The organism is Nitratireductor kimnyeongensis (assembly GCF_019891395.1).
Taxonomy (GTDB): Bacteria; Pseudomonadota; Alphaproteobacteria; order Rhizobiales; family Rhizobiaceae; genus Nitratireductor; species Nitratireductor kimnyeongensis.
In genome coordinates this window covers 1,764,959-1,780,198 of the sequence record NZ_CP078143.1, presented here as the reverse complement: position 1 = coordinate 1,780,198, position 15,240 = coordinate 1,764,959, and the positions used below count along the sequence as shown (strand labels likewise).

Below are 15,240 nucleotides of genomic sequence, written 5' to 3'. Positions count from 1 at the left end.
GATGATGCAGATGGCAGACAAATCTTCGGACAAGGCGACCAGGCGCGAAGAGACCCCACGCCTGCTGTCCGGCGGAAACCCGCAAATCCCCAAGGGTGACGGGGACGGCCCCGTTCAAGCCTATATTGCGGCGATGCCGGGCTGGAAGAGTGAGGCTGGCCGCATGCTCGACAGCTTGATCGTTCACGAGCTTCCCGAAGTGCGCAAGGCGGTAAAGTGGAATTCACCACTCTACGGGATCGAAGGCCAGGGCTGGTTCCTCGGCCTTCACTGTTTTACGCGCTATATCAAAATCGCCTTCTTTCAAGGCGCTTCACTCAAGCCCCTCCCGCCTGTGGCATCCAAGGACGCCAATACGCGCTATTTTCACCTTCATGAGGATGAAACGCTCGACGAGGCACAATTCACGTCATGGGTGCGGCATGCATCCGCCCTGCCCGGCTGGAAGCCCTAAGGTGTCATGATCCAGATCTCTGCAAATTCAGTAGCCGGCTTATTTGTATGATGCGGTCATCGTTCCTGAAGAGCAAGCCGTGCGCCGAGCGCCAGATAGATTGTGCCTACAACACGCCCCTGCCAACGGGCAATTGCTGGATTGCGTTGCAGCCATGCACCAACCCAACCGGTGGCAACCGCGATGAGTGAAGTGTAAGCCGCACTCATCAGGACGAAGACGAATCCGAGTGTTGCAAGCTGGACGATGGCCGATCCGGTTGGCTGAACAAACTGGGGCAGAAAGGCGAGGAAAAACAGGGCCGTCTTCGGGTTCAGCACCTCAGCGTAGAGCGCCTGCCGAAAGGCCCGTGGGGCGGTCAGAGGCCGCACGGCTGGCAGATCGAAACGGTCTGATTTTTCGAGAAAGGCGCTGATACCGAGATAAATCAGGTAAGCGACACCAGCATATTTCACAATGGCAAAAGCCAGTGCGGAGGTCATAAGAATAGCCGACAAACCAACTGTTGCCATGAGCGTGTGCACCAAGTCACCTGCTGCAATACCGAGCCCGGTGGCGATGCCAATACGACGGCCACCGGCGGCGGCGCGGGCCAGTGTCATCAGGACCGCTGGTCCGGGGATCAGAAACAATCCCAGGACAACCAAAGCGTAGGTCAACAGGGTTCCGGTCTCGACCATGTCTTCGCTCCCAAAAACGTTGTGCGCCTTAAAGCAAATGCGAAAGACGCCTCACCTGTTTGCCTCCTGACCACCGAGCGAGGCAAAGGTGCCAACATCCGACTGAGCGTGTCCCAACCCCACCCAGCGATGAAATCGACTATGAGAGCGTTTTGAAACTCGCGCAATCCTGTCCCGTGCACGCTCCTTAGGTGGGCGCTATGTCAAGCTACGGGTCAAGCTGCATGCTCTCTTGCCTGACCCGTCATGCGATAGGAGATTGCTTCGGCGATGTGGGGCCGCGCAACCGCGTCGACGCCATCTAGATCGGCAAGCGTTCGCGCGACCTTGAGCACCCGGTGATAAGCACGGGCAGAGAAGCCGAGCTTTTCACTCGCATCACGGATCAAGCTGGTGCAATCGGCATCCAACGCAACGACATCTTCTATCAGAGCCGCGGAACAGGATGCATTGGTGGTCCACGCAGGAAGGCCGAGCGACACATAGCGGGATTGCTGTTTCTGCCGGGCGAAAGCCACGCGCTCCGCGACCATGGTGCTGGTTTCGGCCCGCTCTGTCCTGCCGATGAGATCACCGGCCGATACGGCTGGCACCTCGATGCGCAGATCAATGCGGTCGAGCAGCGGGCCCGAAATGCGCGCCTGGTAGTCCGAGACGCAACGCGGCCCACGCCGGCAGCGATGACCAGGCTCGCCCGCCATACCACATCGACACGGATTCATGGCTGCCACGAGCTGGATGCGCGCCGGGTAGCTGACCCGGTGATTGGCACGGGCGATCACGCATTCAGCGGTCTCCAGCGGCTGGCGCAGGGAATCGAGAACCTGCGGCGAGAATTCCGGCAATTCATCGAGAAACAGAACGCCGTGATGAGACAGCGATGCTTCACCCGGTCTTGCCTTCAGCCCACCGCCCACGATGGCAGCCATGGAGGCTGAATGATGAGGCGCGCGGAAGGGGCGCCGGTCCGACAATTTTCCATCTGCCAGTTCTCCAGCGATGGAAGAAATCATCGACACCTCCAGGAGTTCGCGCGGCGACAGCGGGGGCAGAATGGACGGCAAGCGCTGCGCCAGCATGGATTTTCCTGCTCCCGGCGGCCCGATCATCAGGATGTTATTGACTTATTCCCCACATAAAATCATTATTCCGCAAGAGGTTACGAATGAAAAATACGAAGAACTTCGCCCCGAAGGCGTATTCATATGTTCGATTTTCCACCCCTGAACAAGCTCGTGGCGATAGCAAACGCCGTCAGATCGAAAAGGCGACAGAATATGCAGCGAGGCATGGACTCGACCTCGTAGATGACGAATACATGGACCTCGGTGTGTCTGCCTATCGTGGCAGGAACCGGGAAGAAGGAGCGCTTGCGGACTTCCTGCTGGCCGTGAAAGACGGTGTCATCGAACGAGGCTCCTACCTGCTCGTCGAGAGTATGGACCGCATAAGCCGTGAGAAGCCACGCAAAGCAGTCCGCCTTTTGGAAGATATATGCGAAGCGGGCATTGTTCTCGTTACACTCGCCGACGGCAAAGCGTATTCGATAGACACTCTTGATAATGATCCCATGGCATTCATGTGGGCGTTCATGGTGGCGACTAGAGCCAACGAAGAAAGTGAAATCAAAAGTCAGCGTGTTCGAGAGGCTTGGCGTAGGAAAAGACAGCGTGCATCGGAAGAAGGGGCTGCACTGACCGCGCGAGTACCCGCATGGCTTAGGCTGTCAGAGGACGGACGCTCGTTTATTCCGATTGAAGATCGCGTCGAGGTTATTAAAAGGATTTTCGCTGCTGCTGATCGAGGGGAGGGGCAGCACACAATAGCTGCGAGCCTGAACGGCCAAGGCGTCGATACATTCGGTAACGGCAAACGGAAGGCCGCCTTTTGGCATAGATCCTATATCGCAAAGATTCTGCGCAACACCGCTGTGATAGGGACATTAACACCGCACACTTCCCGTGAGACTGGGGGCAAGAGAACTCGGGACGCTCTCGAGCCTATACCGAACTACTACCCAAAGATCATTCCCACGGCACTCTTTGAGCGCGTCAATTCGAGGCGACGTGGGGGCAACACACCCCGTATGCGAGGCGAACAAGGACAGGTGTCGAATATCTTGGCTGGCCTCGCCAAATGCCCCAAATGTGGTTCAACAATGACCCGCGTGAACAAAGGTCGAAGCGGAGGAACACCAAGTCTAGTCTGCACCTCAGCGAAAGCTGGCGCGGGATGTACCTATCACGCCGTGAAGTTGTCCTTAGTGGAGAGCGCAATTCGACGTGCTGGAAATACACAGTTCGTCTTTGAGGTTCCCTCAGGAGACCCCCTGATTGATGAACGTTTGAACATGCTCAATCGCGAGTTTGATGGAGTAGGTGCTGCGATCAATAACCTACTTGAAGAAATCGAGGAGGGGGGCAGTAGCCCAGCGCTAAGGCGGCGACTTGAAGAACTTGAAGCTACGCAGATGCAGTTACAAGACGAATTGAGTAACCTCGAGGAACAAGCGAGCAAGACCTCCGGCAAGGCCGTCGATCGTGTGGTGGGCAAACTTCAAAAGGCACTCACTAACCAGAAGAACTCGATAACCGAGATGAATACGGCTCTCCGAGATGCGATGATGAACTGCGTGGTGGATTACCGAGTTGGGTGCCTCGTATTTCACTGGAAACACTCGCAGGAGACCACAGAGGTCCCCTTCGATTTCCCCCTAGAGTGATGTCTGCAGCATTTCCCTTCATCAGCGATAGCTACTGGTGGTGGTCGTTCAACTGACAGCGCCGCGCTGATCGCTACCCGTGGAGAGAACACCAGCACACCACCAATCGATATCAGGGATATCTTGGTATCTACGGCCCAAGCCGATGAAACATCCTCATACAGAGAACAGCGTCTCATTCGCCTCGGGAGCACCCCTCGAGGCACATACCCTAGGAAGATCAACCGAAATCCAGCGACATCTTCGCTGGATCTGCAGAGCCATATACGGCCACAAGGGCGAAACAATGACGATCTCTGGACCCGAACTTACGCTCACAGAAGGATTAAAACTGATCCGCAAGTCTCTCAGAGCTTGCGGCACAACCTCTCCTATACCACACCCGAAGCGCCTCGGCCGCCGGGAGATCGCTCGGATGGTCTCGGTGTTCCAACCCCGGATGCTACAAGGGCGTCTTGCGGAAGACGAATGCCATATCGAAGAGCTGCAAGCTGCGATAGGTCACGGTGAAGAACCTCGTATGCTTGATCCAATCACTGTTTGGTGGGGCGGTGACATATACTACGTAGTCGACGGGCATCATCGTTTGACTGCCTACGACCGGCAGAAGGTAACCACTGATATTCCCGTCGAGGTGTTCGAAGGAACGCTTGATCAGGCGATGGCCCATAGTGCCGCCTTGAATTCTAAGAACCGCTTGCCAATGAGGCTTGAAGACAAGCTCAATTACGCTTGGCGCTTGGTACTGGTAAGCAGTCTTTCAAAGCGGCAGATCGTAGACTCCTGCGGCGTGGCCAACGGCACAGTCGGAGAGATGAGAAGCGTTAAGGCAAAGCTACTCGAAGATCCCGCGACGACAGTGGAGGACCTTCAAAGTTTGTCATGGAAGGATGCCAGAATGAACTCCCGAGGGGTCGCCGCTAAAGAGCTAACTTGTCCCGAGGCCGCAGTCAGGAAACGGGCGGAACGGTACGTAAAAAGCATCTTGCGAGCTGTGAAGGACCGGCCATTCGTTGATCCTGAGGCATTTGCTATGGCACTCGTGATGCTTGATGAGCGATTGCCAAGCGTACTCATGCAAACCGATGCCTGGGGTGATGCCTTCCGGGAAACCGTGGAGGGGTTGCGGAATGATCTCGAAAGCGCTCGGGACTTGGCAGCCCTTTGGGACAATGAAGACGATTATTAACTGTCCATGCTTACATGTCCAGAATGGACAGGGGGTTCCCAATGAGACCAGGGGCGGCGCTTGCCGCCTCTTTGTCTAGGCCCACATTTTTTGCCGAGGTAGCTTCGACAGCGGAGAGCTGGTATCGAAAGAGAAAGGGGCGACCGTCGCCGCCCCAATCATAATTAAGGTCCGCATTCCCCCTGCTTAAGCAGTTACAAGAATGGGCCATGCCTTCAGACCGAACTGCGATGCGTAAAGCACCTTACCGGTCTTCTGACACCTGCGCCACGGGCGGAAGATGTACTTCATCCCGGGGGGAGGTGGAGGAAGACGCTTTTTCAAGAGCCTTCTCCAAGGGGCGATGTTTACCTTGACACAACTATTTGCCGCTACTAACTAGAACTGCGAATCGTAGCAACGGCTTGTGTAAGGCGTCCGTACCAGCGAGCCCCTTTTCAAGCCCGATACGGAAAACTGAGAGAGATTTGAGCGGGAACTCAAGTCTCTCTTTTTTAGATGATCCCCTTATTTTTCAGGAACTTAATGCGGTTTGTGGCCGCCTCAGCAGAGACACCATGACGCGCCATTATCGTTGCGACGGTATCCGCCGACGTAACGAAACGTCGTGGCATCAGAATTTCCGCAGCAAAGGCATTTGCTTGGGGCTCGGCAAGACGGTACGGCTTAGCACCCCTGCTTGGAGCACGCGCTAAGGGAATGTTGGTATGCATGAACCAATGACCCAACTCATGTGCTGAAGTGAATCTCGCCCTCGCTTCGCCATTACAAGCAGCGACATAGACATCCTCACGAAGAATAATCAGAGACCCGTCGGGCGCCGTATAGCCTTCAGCCTCCCCCATTTCCTCTTCAGGGTCGATTTCGAAACTCAAAAGGCCCAGCTGGTTGTCGAGAACGCTCTCAATAATATCCACCACAGGAAAATACGGTGTACGCTCTACATGAAGCAAACGCCGTACTTCTTCAGCTGCCAAGCCGATTTGGTCCCAAGACTTGGCAGGAACAATATAATCATGCGTCGCCTTCATGGGTTTCGCCCCCCTCCGACTTCAAAATGCGCAACATCTGTTTCAACTGATCCTCCGAGAGATTATTCATCCGACGCGCCATCATTCCTGCTGTGTCGCGAGCTAGAGCGCTTGACGGCTGTAGCGTAAATGTACGCCGAGACTGGTCAGCAGCGGCTCGAATTCGACCAGCCAGTTCCGCTCTTAGCGAATAACTTTCGATGACCGCCTCTTCGAAGCCCTGCGGTAGAGCTTTCTTCCCCCTTTCGACTGCAGACAGGAAGGCGACGGATTTTCCAATCCGACCGGCCATGTCGAACAGCTTCTCATTATATTCAATCCTCAGTTTGCGTAGTTCCTTTCCGAATTGCGTTGTCATAGCTCCGTTCCTTTCAATGACCGCGAATCGCGGTGAAACCATTCTACTAGAAGGAAGAATCACAATTCAACCCCCAGGTAGAATTTTTCTTCTGTATGGGGTCGGGAATGTATCTGCAAGAAAGCGGCTATTTGGGGAAATCACCCGTATCGGCGCTTTTAGAAAGCTGCACATCCTCAATCCCCCATGGGGGTACAAGAAAGGGGTCTTATGTAATTGACATTAGGAGATTGTGCCCGCCGGCGGCGGCCACTTCGAGCGTCCGCTTGGCCGCTTCCTGCCCACGAATGTCGGCAAGGTCGGGCACCGAGACGGGCGGAGGATACAGCGCCGGCTCGGGCCGGCTCATGACCTGGGTGCCACGGAAATGATTTGCGAGCGCGATAAGACTGCGCGGGGCGAGAATGTCGATATCTGCACCTGCCCAGGCCGCTTCAGCCCCACAGGCATGGGGACAGATCAGGCCGCGTTCCATGGCGTTTGCGCCAATGGCCGCCGGCAGCACACCATTGACCGCAGCAATCGTGCCGTCGAGCGACAACTCACCCAGGACGACATAGCCTGCCAGCACGTCGGACGGGACAGCGCCAAGCGCCGCCATCAAGCCGAGGGCGATGGGGAGATCATAATGGCTCCCTTCCTTCGGCAAATCAGCGGGCGCGAGATTGATCGTCACCTTCTTGGGCGGCATCGACAAGCCTGATGCATGAAGTGCCGCCTGCACCCGCTCCCGACTTTCCGCGACCGCCTTGTCGGCAAGCCCGACGATCTGGATACCCATCTTGCCGGGCGCGATCATGACCTGCACATCGACAGGAACGGCCTCTACCCCCTGAAAGGCCACTGTGCAGACATGCGAAACCATGTGTTTCCCCCCGGTCCCTGAAGCGCTGTGGGGGCGAATGGGCATACTCCCGCAAGGCGCTCGAAACACAACCGAGCGATCAAATGCACAGCCCCTGAATACACCCAGGACAAGAAATCCGATCGCCCTACAACCGTATTGAAGCAGCTTGCGGCGATCAGATCAAGAACATTTCAGGAACGAGAAAACGCTATGGTTGTGTTTGAGGAACGCGCCATTCGTCTTTCGGGATTATCCACGGGCCCGACGGGCCTCGACCGCATCCCAGAACAAGGCTGCGATATCGGCGCCGCCAAAACGCTTCACTTCACGAATGCCTGTGGGAGACGTGACATTGATTTCCGTCAGCCAGTCTCCGATGACATCGATGCCGACAAGGGTGAAGCCACGCTCGCGCAGGGACGGGCCGATGCGCGCGCAAATTTCACGCTCGCGATCTGTCAGTTCCGCATGCTCGGCGCGCCCGCCCACATGCATGTTGGAACGGGAATCATGCTCGGCGGGAACCCGGTTGATGGCGCCCACGGGCTCGCCCTCGATAAGAATGATCCGCTTGTCACCACCCCGCACCTCTTTGAGATAACGCTGCACGATGAAGGGCTCGCGAAACGCCCCCATGAACATCTCCAACAGCGAGGCGAGATTTCGGTCGCCCTCCTTCAGATGGAAGATGCCAGCACCGCCATTGCCATAGAGCGGCTTGACGATGATGTCGCCGTGCTTCTTGCGGAAATCGTCGACCTCGCGCGTATCCCGCGTGATGAGCGTTTCAGGCATCAGATCCGCGAACTCGATGACGAAGATCTTTTCAGGGCTGTTGCGCACCCAGGACGGATCGTTGACGACCAATGTCTCGGGGTGAATCCGGTCAAGGATGTGGGTGGTGGTGATATAATTCATGTCGAAGGGCGGATCCTGACGCAAAAGAACCACGTCCATCTCCGACAGATCGAGCCGCTGCGGCTCGCCGAGCGTGAAATGATCGCCCTTGATATCGCGCACTTCCAACGCTTCCGCCCAGGCGATGACCTTGCCATCGACCATGGAGAGTTTATCCGGCGTGTAGTGCCAGAGGGCATGGCCCCTCGCCTGTGCTTCAAGCGCGAGCGCGAAGCTCGTGTCGCCGGCAATCGAAACGGTGGAGATATGGTCCATCTGGACCGCGATTTTCAGGGGCATGAAATAAACTCCGGCGGGACTTAGGCAGCGTCTTCAACATTCGCACCCGGCCGCCCAGACCGCCAGAGCAAATATTTGAAACACGATGCCACTGGCAGCTTTATGTTTCCTGGGATGTGACCCGGATGGAATCTAAGTATTTGATCTTCGATCTCAAGGCGGATGCGAAAAAGCTTTCGGCGGCGCGATTCATCGACTGGCGGCGGCAGATGAGAGCGGCAACGCGCGGGTGTCAAGACAGAGTAGCGGCCAAGGCGCACAATCGCCCGCCAATTGGTGAAAATCGCGTGCGCAGCGAGAGAAAATTGGATACGATTCCTAAACAATTTGGGTCCATGGTTCGGCCCATGTGATCAAAAAATCGCCAAAGCAACGGAGTTTCGATGCAGCCGGCGCCCGCACCTGAACGGACGATAACGGCAGACCAGTCCGATTTTGCCTTCACCGATGCGTTGACGGGCCTTGGAAACATGCGCCGTTTCTTCGACAAGATTGATCGACTGATCGAAGAGCGCGCCGACGATCCCGCCCCCTTTGCCATCGGTGTTCTCGACCTTGATGGTTTCAAGCCGATCAACGACCTCTTCGGCCGCGCTGCCGGCGATGAAATCCTGCAGCAGGTCGCGATGCGGCTTCGGGCCGCGATGGATGGGAATTCCACCGTGACGCGAATCGGCGCCGATGAATTCGCTTTTCTGTTTCCCCTCGTCTTCAGCGAAGAAACGGCACGCGAGAAAACAAGGTTGCTGATTGAAATTCTCTCCGCGCCCTATGACGTGGGTCAGCGCACGGCGCGGCTCTCGGCTTCGGCCGGTTGCTCGCTCTACTATTCCGAAGAGGAAACGAGCGAGGTTCTGCTCAACAAGGCCGAAACCGCGCTCTATCAGGCAAAACGCACCGGGCGCGGGGCCGTGGTGGTCTACACACGCGAGATGGAAGAAGCGGCCAAGCGGGTGACCCATATCGAACAGGCGCTGCGACGCGCCGTGGCCGCAGGAGAAGTAGAGCCACATTTCCAGCCGATCGTTGACCTGGAAACCCGCCGCACTGTCGGCTTCGAGACACTGGCCCGATGGACAGACCGCGATCTGGGGCCTGTCTCGCCAGGCATATTCATTCCCATCGCCGAAGAGCGCGGTATCATCGGCCAGCTTTCTCAGCTCGTCCTTCGCAAGGCAACAGAGGCGGCGCGCGATTGGCCGAAAGATCTGTTTCTGTCTTTCAATCTCTCGCCATCACAGCTCGTGGACCACAATACGGGCCTGCAGATACTCTCAATATTGGAGCGGACAGGCTTTGACCCACGGCGGCTGGAGATCGAGATCACCGAAACCGGCCTTATGAACGATCCAGCTTCGGCCCGTCACATCGTTGAAGATCTGCGGCGCGTCGGCATCCGCGTTTCGCTGGATGATTTCGGCACGGGCCAGTCGAGTCTCGGGCGGCTTCGCGAGTTTCATTTCGATAAGCTCAAGATCGACCGCGCCTTCGTTTCTTCCATTCTGGAAGACCGTCCATCCGAACACATCATCCGTGCCATTCTCGCCATGTGCGAAGGGCTGGGAATGGACGTGGTGGCTGAAGGCATCGAGGCTGAGGCCCAGGCCGACCGTCTGGTGCAATTCGGCTGTGCAGGCGGGCAGGGCTTTCTCTTCGGCCGTCCCTGCAACGCCGACGAGACGCTGGGCTATCTTCGCCAGAACACCTGGTTCCCCGCTCAGCGCAAACGCATCATCTGAGCAAGCCGGAGCAACCGGGTCAGCTTCTTTGCAGGCAAACCCGCGTGTGGCCGGCCCGGATGAAGCCGAGCTTGGCAGCCGCAGCTTTCGACAGATCAAGGATCCGGCCGCGAACAAACGGCCCGCGATCATTGATCCGCACGACGACGCTGCGTCCATTTCTCTTATTGGTCACGCGCAGTTTCGTGCCGAAGGGCAGGGTGCGATGTGCAGCAGTCATCGCCGCCGGGTTCATCCGCTCGCCGGAAGCGGTCTTCGAGGTCAGCGCGTACCATGAGGCACCACCGCACTGCGCGGAGGCCGGCGCAGTCACCACGGCCAAGAGCAGGGCTGCTACCGACGCACTCACCATGCTGCGGGGAAGTCGCTTGTGCATTTTTTGGTCCTGAATTTCATCATGGGACAAACGGCCCCTTGAACATTTCGCGGAATGGATAAAGCGATCCAACGGATGGTTTTCACACAGTTCCGGACAAAAAATCGGACACCGATTTTCCTTGGAGGCGCTTTACGGACCAAATGAGGCGACGAAGGGGCGTAGGCTCCGAAGGCGCCATCACGCGCCCTTAACGATGGGGTAACGGGCGGCTGATATCCGCCGAACCATGAAACCGGTTCTGCTCAAAGCTGCGATCGCGACGCTTCTATCCATCATCGCCTCACTGGCGATTTCCTGGGTGGCGATCCGCCTTACCGGAAGTTCCATGAACTGGTTTGCCGCCTTCATGAGCACGCTGTGCCCGCTGCTGATCGCATTCCCGGCCAGCGCCTACACATTCTATCAGAATCACAGGATCGCGCTGGCGCATCAGGAGCTGGAGGCAGCCCACCGCGAACTCGCGGGGGTCTATCGAAGACTTGCCGCGTCCGCACGCATCGACGACATGACCGGATTGCTCAATCGCAGTTCATTCATCATGGAACTGAACCGGGCAGGTCAACGGGGCGCGGGCGGCGTGTTGCTCGTCATCGACGCCGACGACTTCAAGGGCATCAACGACACGCATGGCCATCTGACGGGGGACCGCGCGCTTAGCGCAATTGCAAACGTCATCCGCGATGTTTTCGCCTCGGAAGGCATTGCCGGCCGGATCGGTGGTGAGGAGTTTGGGGTGTTTCTCGAAGCGGCACCCCTCTCACACGGCAGAACGCTCGCCGAACGTCTCCGCCGAGCTGTCGAATGCATCGAGATCCGCACCGTGCAAGGCAGGACTGCAAGCCTCAGCGTCAGCATCGGGGTGTCATTCGTGGAGACCGGGGCGGACTTTTCCACCCTGATGGCGATCGCCGACGAACAGCTTTATGCCGCGAAAGGGCAGGGCCGCAACCAGGTGTGCGCGCCAGGCCCGGAGACAGTGACCGTACAGCTGCGCACGGCTTCGTGAAGGTCCGGCCTGTTCCCAAACAAAAGCGCTGCGGAAACGATCACGCAGCGCCGGCAAATACGCATTCAGATATGAAAGAATGGTGCCCAGGAGAGGACTCGAACCTCCACGCCTCGCGGCACACGGACCTGAACCGTGCGCGTCTACCAATTCCGCCACCTGGGCAGGTGTGCGATGCCGATGTAAGGGGCAAGCCCGTCCGTGTCAACGCGGATTCTTGTTGTTTGTCAGGAAAATGACAAACCCCGATACCGTGGCCTTTCGCAAAAGCGGGCAGGGGTGCCGTGAAGCCCCCCTGCCATCACGGATCAATCTTCCAGAACCTCTTTCGACGCCACGGTCGAATCGGCATTGAGCTTGTAGACGATCGGCACACCGGTGGCGATTTCCATCTTCACGATCTCATCGCCGGAAAGACCGTCGAGCGCCATGACGAGTGCGCGCAACGAATTGCCATGAGCGGCCACCAGAACCGTCTCACCGCGCAGCACGTGCGGCAGGATCTCGTGCAGGAAATAGGGCCAAACGCGCGCGCCCGTATCCTTCAGGCTCTCGCCGCCGGGGGGGGGCGTGTCGTAGGAGCGGCGCCAGACATGCACCTGTTCCTCGCCCCATTTCTCGCGGGCATCGTCCTTGTTGAGACCCGAAAGATCGCCATAGTCGCGCTCGTTGAGCGCCTGGTCGCGGATGGTCTCCAGATCCTCCCTCCCGAGCTCCTTCAGGATGTGGTCATTGGTGACCTGCGCGCGGGAGAGGACCGAGGTGTAGGCGATGTCCGGCTTGAAGCCACGGGCCTTCAGCCGGCGACCGGCATCCTTTGCCTCCTCATGGCCTTTCTCGGTGAGGCCCGGATCGCGCCAGCCGGTGAACAGGTTCTTCAGGTTCCATTCGCTCTGGCCGTGACGAACGAGAATGAGGGTACCGGACATGGTGCGTTCCTTGTTGCTTCGTGGTGGAAGGTTCAGTTGAGCCCGAGCACGTCGAGCATGGAATAGAGGCCGGGTTTGCGGCCATGCGCCCAAAGGGCGGCCTTTGCCGCCCCATGGGCGAAGATGCCACGATCCTCGGCCTGATGCGAAAGCGTGATGCGCTCGCCGGCACCAGCCAGAATGACCGAGTGTTCGCCGACAACGGAACCGCCGCGCAGCGTGGCAAAACCGATCGTGCCTTCCTCGCGCGGGCCGGTGTGGCCATCACGCACGCGCACACTCTTTTCCGCAAGCGCGATCTCGCGGCCCTTTGCAGCGGCCTCGCCAAGAAGCAGCGCCGTGCCCGAGGGAGCGTCGACCTTGTGACGGTGGTGCATCTCCAGCACTTCGATGTCGAAATCGGAGGCCTCCAGCGCGCGGGCGGCCTTTTCAACCAGAACGGCGAGAAGGTTCACGCCGAGGCTCATATTGCCTGATTTCACAATGGTGGCGTGATGCGCGGCGGCCTTGATCTTCGCTTCGTGTTCCGGTGCAAAGCCCGTTGTGCCGATCACGTGGACGATCTGCGCCTGCGCGGCATAGCCGGCAAATTCGACGCTGGAGTCCGGCGCGGTGAAATCCAGAACGCCATCGGCCTTTGCGAAGGCTGCCAGCGGGTCATCGGTGATGGCAACATTGATCGTGCCGATGCCGGCAAGCTCACCCGCATCACGGCCAAGGAACGGAGAACCCGGACGCTCCACGGCGGCTGCCACACGCAACCCCTCCATCGCATGCACGGTGCGGATGAGCGTCTGCCCCATGCGGCCGGCCGCGCCGACGATGACAAGACCCATATCGCTCATGTGTTCTGCTCCTGCGGTTCTGCTGCTGTCGTGTTGGCGAGCAGGTTCTCACCCTTCTGGCTCTGCATTCGGTGGAAGCGTGCATAGATGCCATGGGGCTTGGCGAGGAGGCTTTCATGCGTGCCCTCTTCGACCAGATGCCCTTCTTCAAGCACGATGATGCGGTCCGAGTTAACGACAGTGGAAAGGCGGTGAGCGATGACCAGCGTGGTGCGGCTTTCCATGATGCCTTCCAGCGCCTGCTGGACACGTGCCTCGGACTCGTTGTCGAGCGCAGAGGTCGCCTCGTCGAGGAGCAGGATCGGTGCGTCGCGCACAATTGCGCGGGCGATGGAAATGCGCTGCCGCTGGCCACCGGAAAGATTGGCGCCGTTCTCGCCGACCAGCGTGTCATAACCTTTTGCCTGTTGGCGGATGAACTCATCAGCGAAGGCAAGCCTTGCCGCCTCCTCCACCTCTGCATCGGTTGCATCCGGACGGCCATAGCGGATGTTGTCGCGGATCGTGCCTTCAAAGAGATAGGGCTGCTGCGACACATAGGCGATGGCATTGCGCAGCGAACTCTTGGTAACGGTCGAAATATCGTGCCCGTCGATCTCGATCTTGCCGCCATCGAGATCGTAGAAGCGCTGGAGAAGCGCGAAGAGTGTGGACTTGCCGGCACCGGACGGGCCCACGATGGCCGTGGTTTCACCCGCCTTTGCAACAAAGCTGACGCCGTGCAGTACCGGAAGATCGTCACCATAGGAAAAGGCAACCCTGTCGAATTTGACGGTGCCCTTATTGACCGAAAGCGTGCCTGCCCCCGGCGCATCGCGCTGCTGGGGCTCGGTGTCGAGAATCTCGTAGATCATCCGCGCATTGACCAGCGCGCGCTCGAGATTGACCTGCACGCGGGCAAGCTTGCGCACGGGATCATAGGCCAGAAGCAGAGCGGTGATGAAGGCGAAAACGGACCCCGGCGGCTGAGCGCTGACGGATGCGCGCCAGGCCGCGTAGCCTATCACGCCGGCAATCGCGAGGCCCGCCAGAAGCTCGGTGATGGGGCCAAGCCGCTCCGAGACGCGGGCAATCTTGTTGGAGCGGTCCTCGGCATAGGAGATCAGCCCTGACATCTTGTTCGAGAGCTGCTTCTCCATGGTGAAGGCCTTGATGATGGCGATGCCCTGCACCGATTCCTGCATGGCACCCAACAGGCGGGAGTTCACATCGACTGCCTCACGCGTGACGCGGCGCAGGCGACGCATCAGGTAATTGACCGAATAGATGAGCGGCGGGCCAATGACCAAAGCGATGACCGAGAGCAGGGGGTCCTGCATCACCATCACGGCCACGAGACCGATGAGCGTGACCAGATCGCGGGCAATGGAGGCGACGGTCATGTTGAGCAGATCGCGGATGCCGGTCACGTTCTGGCTGATCTGAGCTGCAAGCTGGCCGGAACGCGTGGTGGTGAAATAGTCGATGCCAAGCCGCATGAGGTGATCGAACATGCGCTGCTGGTAGCGGGCAACGATGTTGTTGCCGATCTTGGCCAGCATGACCGACTGGCCATAGGTGGCGAAACCGCGAATGGCGAAGGCAGCCACTATGGCGCCGCAAATCCAGCCAACCAGCTCCCAGCGCTGGCGATAGAACACTTCGTCGATGATGTCGCGCATGATCCATGCGCTGAAAGCGGTGGTCGCGGCAATCGCCAACATGCAGGCAATCGCGATCGCATAGTGGCCGATATAATCGCGGCCGTTTTCCGCGAAGATGCGGCGAATGACAGGAAGAACGTCTCCCACATCCGCCTTGTTCTTTCCAAGCTTCAAAACATCCGTTCCTGTTCAGCCGGGCGACCGGGCGTTGAGCGGCCGCA

At 58.3% G+C, this 15,240-nt stretch carries 14 protein-coding genes, 1 tRNA gene and 2 pseudogenes; 6 read left to right on the top strand and 11 right to left on the bottom strand.

Features of this window, described 5'->3' with window-relative positions:
* Window positions 1-10 precede the first annotated feature (10 nt).
* On the top strand, window positions 11-454 hold the full coding sequence (locus tag KW403_RS08440; protein ID WP_223022261.1) for a DUF1801 domain-containing protein: 444 nt from the start codon (window positions 11-13) through the stop codon (window positions 452-454).
* Window positions 455-510: 56 nt separating this feature from the next.
* Here KW403_RS08440 and KW403_RS08435 read toward each other — a convergent pair whose 3' ends face one another.
* Window positions 511-1,134 carry a LysE family translocator gene (locus KW403_RS08435; RefSeq protein WP_223022260.1) on the bottom strand — a complete coding sequence of 208 codons (624 nt, stop codon included), beginning with the start codon at window positions 1,132-1,134 and terminating at the stop codon, window positions 511-513.
* Window positions 1,135-1,349: 215 nt separating this feature from the next.
* Window positions 1,350-2,255, bottom strand: a pseudogene (locus tag KW403_RS08430) (YifB family Mg chelatase-like AAA ATPase); the annotation flags it as partial.
* 44 nt (window positions 2,256-2,299) lie between these two features.
* On the opposite strand from KW403_RS08430, the gene KW403_RS08425 reads away from it, so the two are divergent.
* On the top strand, window positions 2,300-3,856 hold the full coding sequence (locus KW403_RS08425; RefSeq protein ID WP_223022259.1) for a recombinase family protein: 1,557 nt from the start codon (window positions 2,300-2,302) through the stop codon (window positions 3,854-3,856).
* Window positions 3,857-4,142: 286 nt separating this feature from the next.
* Window positions 4,143-5,045, top strand: coding sequence for a ParB/RepB/Spo0J family partition protein (locus tag KW403_RS08420; protein WP_223022258.1), 903 nt, complete (start codon window positions 4,143-4,145; stop codon window positions 5,043-5,045).
* A 494-nt stretch (window positions 5,046-5,539) separates the two neighbouring features.
* Here the strand turns inward: KW403_RS08420 and KW403_RS08415 are convergent, their stop codons facing one another.
* The 4 genes and pseudogenes from KW403_RS08415 to gshB form a co-directional block, all read right to left on the bottom strand.
* Window positions 5,540-6,076 (bottom strand): ImmA/IrrE family metallo-endopeptidase, encoded by a 537-nt coding sequence (locus tag KW403_RS08415; RefSeq protein WP_223022257.1) that lies wholly within the window; start codon window positions 6,074-6,076, stop codon window positions 5,540-5,542.
* Window positions 6,060-6,434 carry a helix-turn-helix domain-containing protein gene (locus tag KW403_RS08410; protein WP_223022256.1) on the bottom strand — a complete coding sequence of 125 codons (375 nt, stop codon included), beginning with the start codon at window positions 6,432-6,434 and terminating at the stop codon, window positions 6,060-6,062. The genes KW403_RS08415 and KW403_RS08410 overlap by 17 nt, the downstream gene beginning before the upstream one ends.
* A 220-nt stretch (window positions 6,435-6,654) precedes the next feature.
* Window positions 6,655-7,299 (bottom strand): annotated as a pseudogene (locus KW403_RS08405) (magnesium chelatase domain-containing protein); the annotation flags it as partial.
* Between the two features lie 231 nt (window positions 7,300-7,530).
* Window positions 7,531-8,478, bottom strand: a complete 948-nt coding sequence (gene gshB, locus KW403_RS08400; RefSeq protein ID WP_223022254.1) for a glutathione synthase — start codon at window positions 8,476-8,478, stop codon at window positions 7,531-7,533.
* A 125-nt stretch (window positions 8,479-8,603) separates the two neighbouring features.
* Here gshB and KW403_RS08395 point away from each other — a divergent pair, with 125 nt between their 5' ends.
* Entirely contained in the window at window positions 8,604-8,831 is a 228-nt protein-coding gene (locus KW403_RS08395; protein ID WP_223022253.1) for a hypothetical protein, read from the top strand.
* Window positions 8,832-8,861: 30 nt separating this feature from the next.
* The gene (locus tag KW403_RS08390; protein WP_223022252.1) at window positions 8,862-10,217 is read left to right on the top strand and encodes a putative bifunctional diguanylate cyclase/phosphodiesterase; all 1,356 of its coding nucleotides are present in this window, start codon (window positions 8,862-8,864) and stop codon (window positions 10,215-10,217) included.
* Between the two features lie 19 nt (window positions 10,218-10,236).
* On the opposite strand, the gene KW403_RS08385 is transcribed toward KW403_RS08390, so the two are convergent.
* A complete protein-coding gene (locus tag KW403_RS08385) occupies window positions 10,237-10,569 on the bottom strand; it encodes a septal ring lytic transglycosylase RlpA family protein (protein WP_378597056.1) in 333 nt (110 codons plus the stop codon).
* 253 nt (window positions 10,570-10,822) lie between these two features.
* Between KW403_RS08385 and KW403_RS08380 the strand changes: the two genes are divergently transcribed.
* A complete protein-coding gene (locus tag KW403_RS08380; protein ID WP_223022250.1) occupies window positions 10,823-11,602 on the top strand; it encodes a GGDEF domain-containing protein in 780 nt (259 codons plus the stop codon).
* Between the two features lie 80 nt (window positions 11,603-11,682).
* Here KW403_RS08380 and KW403_RS08375 read toward each other — a convergent pair.
* The 4 genes from KW403_RS08375 to KW403_RS08360 all read right to left on the bottom strand — a co-directional run bounded on the left by KW403_RS08375 (window position 11,683) and on the right by KW403_RS08360 (window position 15,193).
* Window positions 11,683-11,767 (bottom strand) — tRNA-Leu (locus KW403_RS08375).
* Window positions 11,768-11,910: 143 nt separating this feature from the next.
* Window positions 11,911-12,531, bottom strand: coding sequence for a 2,3-bisphosphoglycerate-dependent phosphoglycerate mutase (locus tag KW403_RS08370; protein ID WP_223022249.1), 621 nt, complete (start codon window positions 12,529-12,531; stop codon window positions 11,911-11,913).
* Between the two features lie 32 nt (window positions 12,532-12,563).
* Entirely contained in the window at window positions 12,564-13,376 is an 813-nt protein-coding gene (gene dapB, locus KW403_RS08365) for a 4-hydroxy-tetrahydrodipicolinate reductase (RefSeq protein ID WP_223022248.1), read from the bottom strand.
* Window positions 13,373-15,193, bottom strand: a complete 1,821-nt coding sequence (locus KW403_RS08360) for an ABC transporter ATP-binding protein (RefSeq protein ID WP_223022247.1) — start codon at window positions 15,191-15,193, stop codon at window positions 13,373-13,375. Before KW403_RS08360 ends, dapB begins: the two co-directional genes overlap by 4 nt.
* Window positions 15,194-15,240 lie beyond the last annotated feature (47 nt).

What these genes read in the sequence shown, in the direction of transcription:
- KW403_RS08410 (WP_223022256.1), bottom strand. Translation starts at nt 6,434, where the DNA reads ATGACAACGCAATTCGGAAAGGAACTACGCAAACTGAGGATTGAATAT.
- KW403_RS08385 (WP_378597056.1), bottom strand. Translation starts at nt 10,569, where the DNA reads ATGGTGAGTGCGTCGGTAGCAGCCCTGCTCTTGGCCGTGGTGACTGCG.
- KW403_RS08380 (WP_223022250.1), top strand. Translation starts at nt 10,823, where the DNA reads ATGAAACCGGTTCTGCTCAAAGCTGCGATCGCGACGCTTCTATCCATC.
- dapB (WP_223022248.1), bottom strand. Translation starts at nt 13,376, where the DNA reads ATGAGCGATATGGGTCTTGTCATCGTCGGCGCGGCCGGCCGCATGGGG.
- KW403_RS08425 (WP_223022259.1), top strand. Translation starts at nt 2,300, where the DNA reads ATGAAAAATACGAAGAACTTCGCCCCGAAGGCGTATTCATATGTTCGA.
- KW403_RS08395 (WP_223022253.1), top strand. Translation starts at nt 8,604, where the DNA reads ATGGAATCTAAGTATTTGATCTTCGATCTCAAGGCGGATGCGAAAAAG.
- KW403_RS08390 (WP_223022252.1), top strand. Translation starts at nt 8,862, where the DNA reads ATGCAGCCGGCGCCCGCACCTGAACGGACGATAACGGCAGACCAGTCC.
- KW403_RS08435 (WP_223022260.1), bottom strand. Translation starts at nt 1,134, where the DNA reads ATGGTCGAGACCGGAACCCTGTTGACCTACGCTTTGGTTGTCCTGGGA.
- KW403_RS08420 (WP_223022258.1), top strand. Translation starts at nt 4,143, where the DNA reads ATGACGATCTCTGGACCCGAACTTACGCTCACAGAAGGATTAAAACTG.
- KW403_RS08440 (WP_223022261.1), top strand. Translation starts at nt 11, where the DNA reads ATGGCAGACAAATCTTCGGACAAGGCGACCAGGCGCGAAGAGACCCCA.
- KW403_RS08415 (WP_223022257.1), bottom strand. Translation starts at nt 6,076, where the DNA reads ATGAAGGCGACGCATGATTATATTGTTCCTGCCAAGTCTTGGGACCAA.
- KW403_RS08370 (WP_223022249.1), bottom strand. Translation starts at nt 12,531, where the DNA reads ATGTCCGGTACCCTCATTCTCGTTCGTCACGGCCAGAGCGAATGGAAC.
- gshB (WP_223022254.1), bottom strand. Translation starts at nt 8,478, where the DNA reads ATGCCCCTGAAAATCGCGGTCCAGATGGACCATATCTCCACCGTTTCG.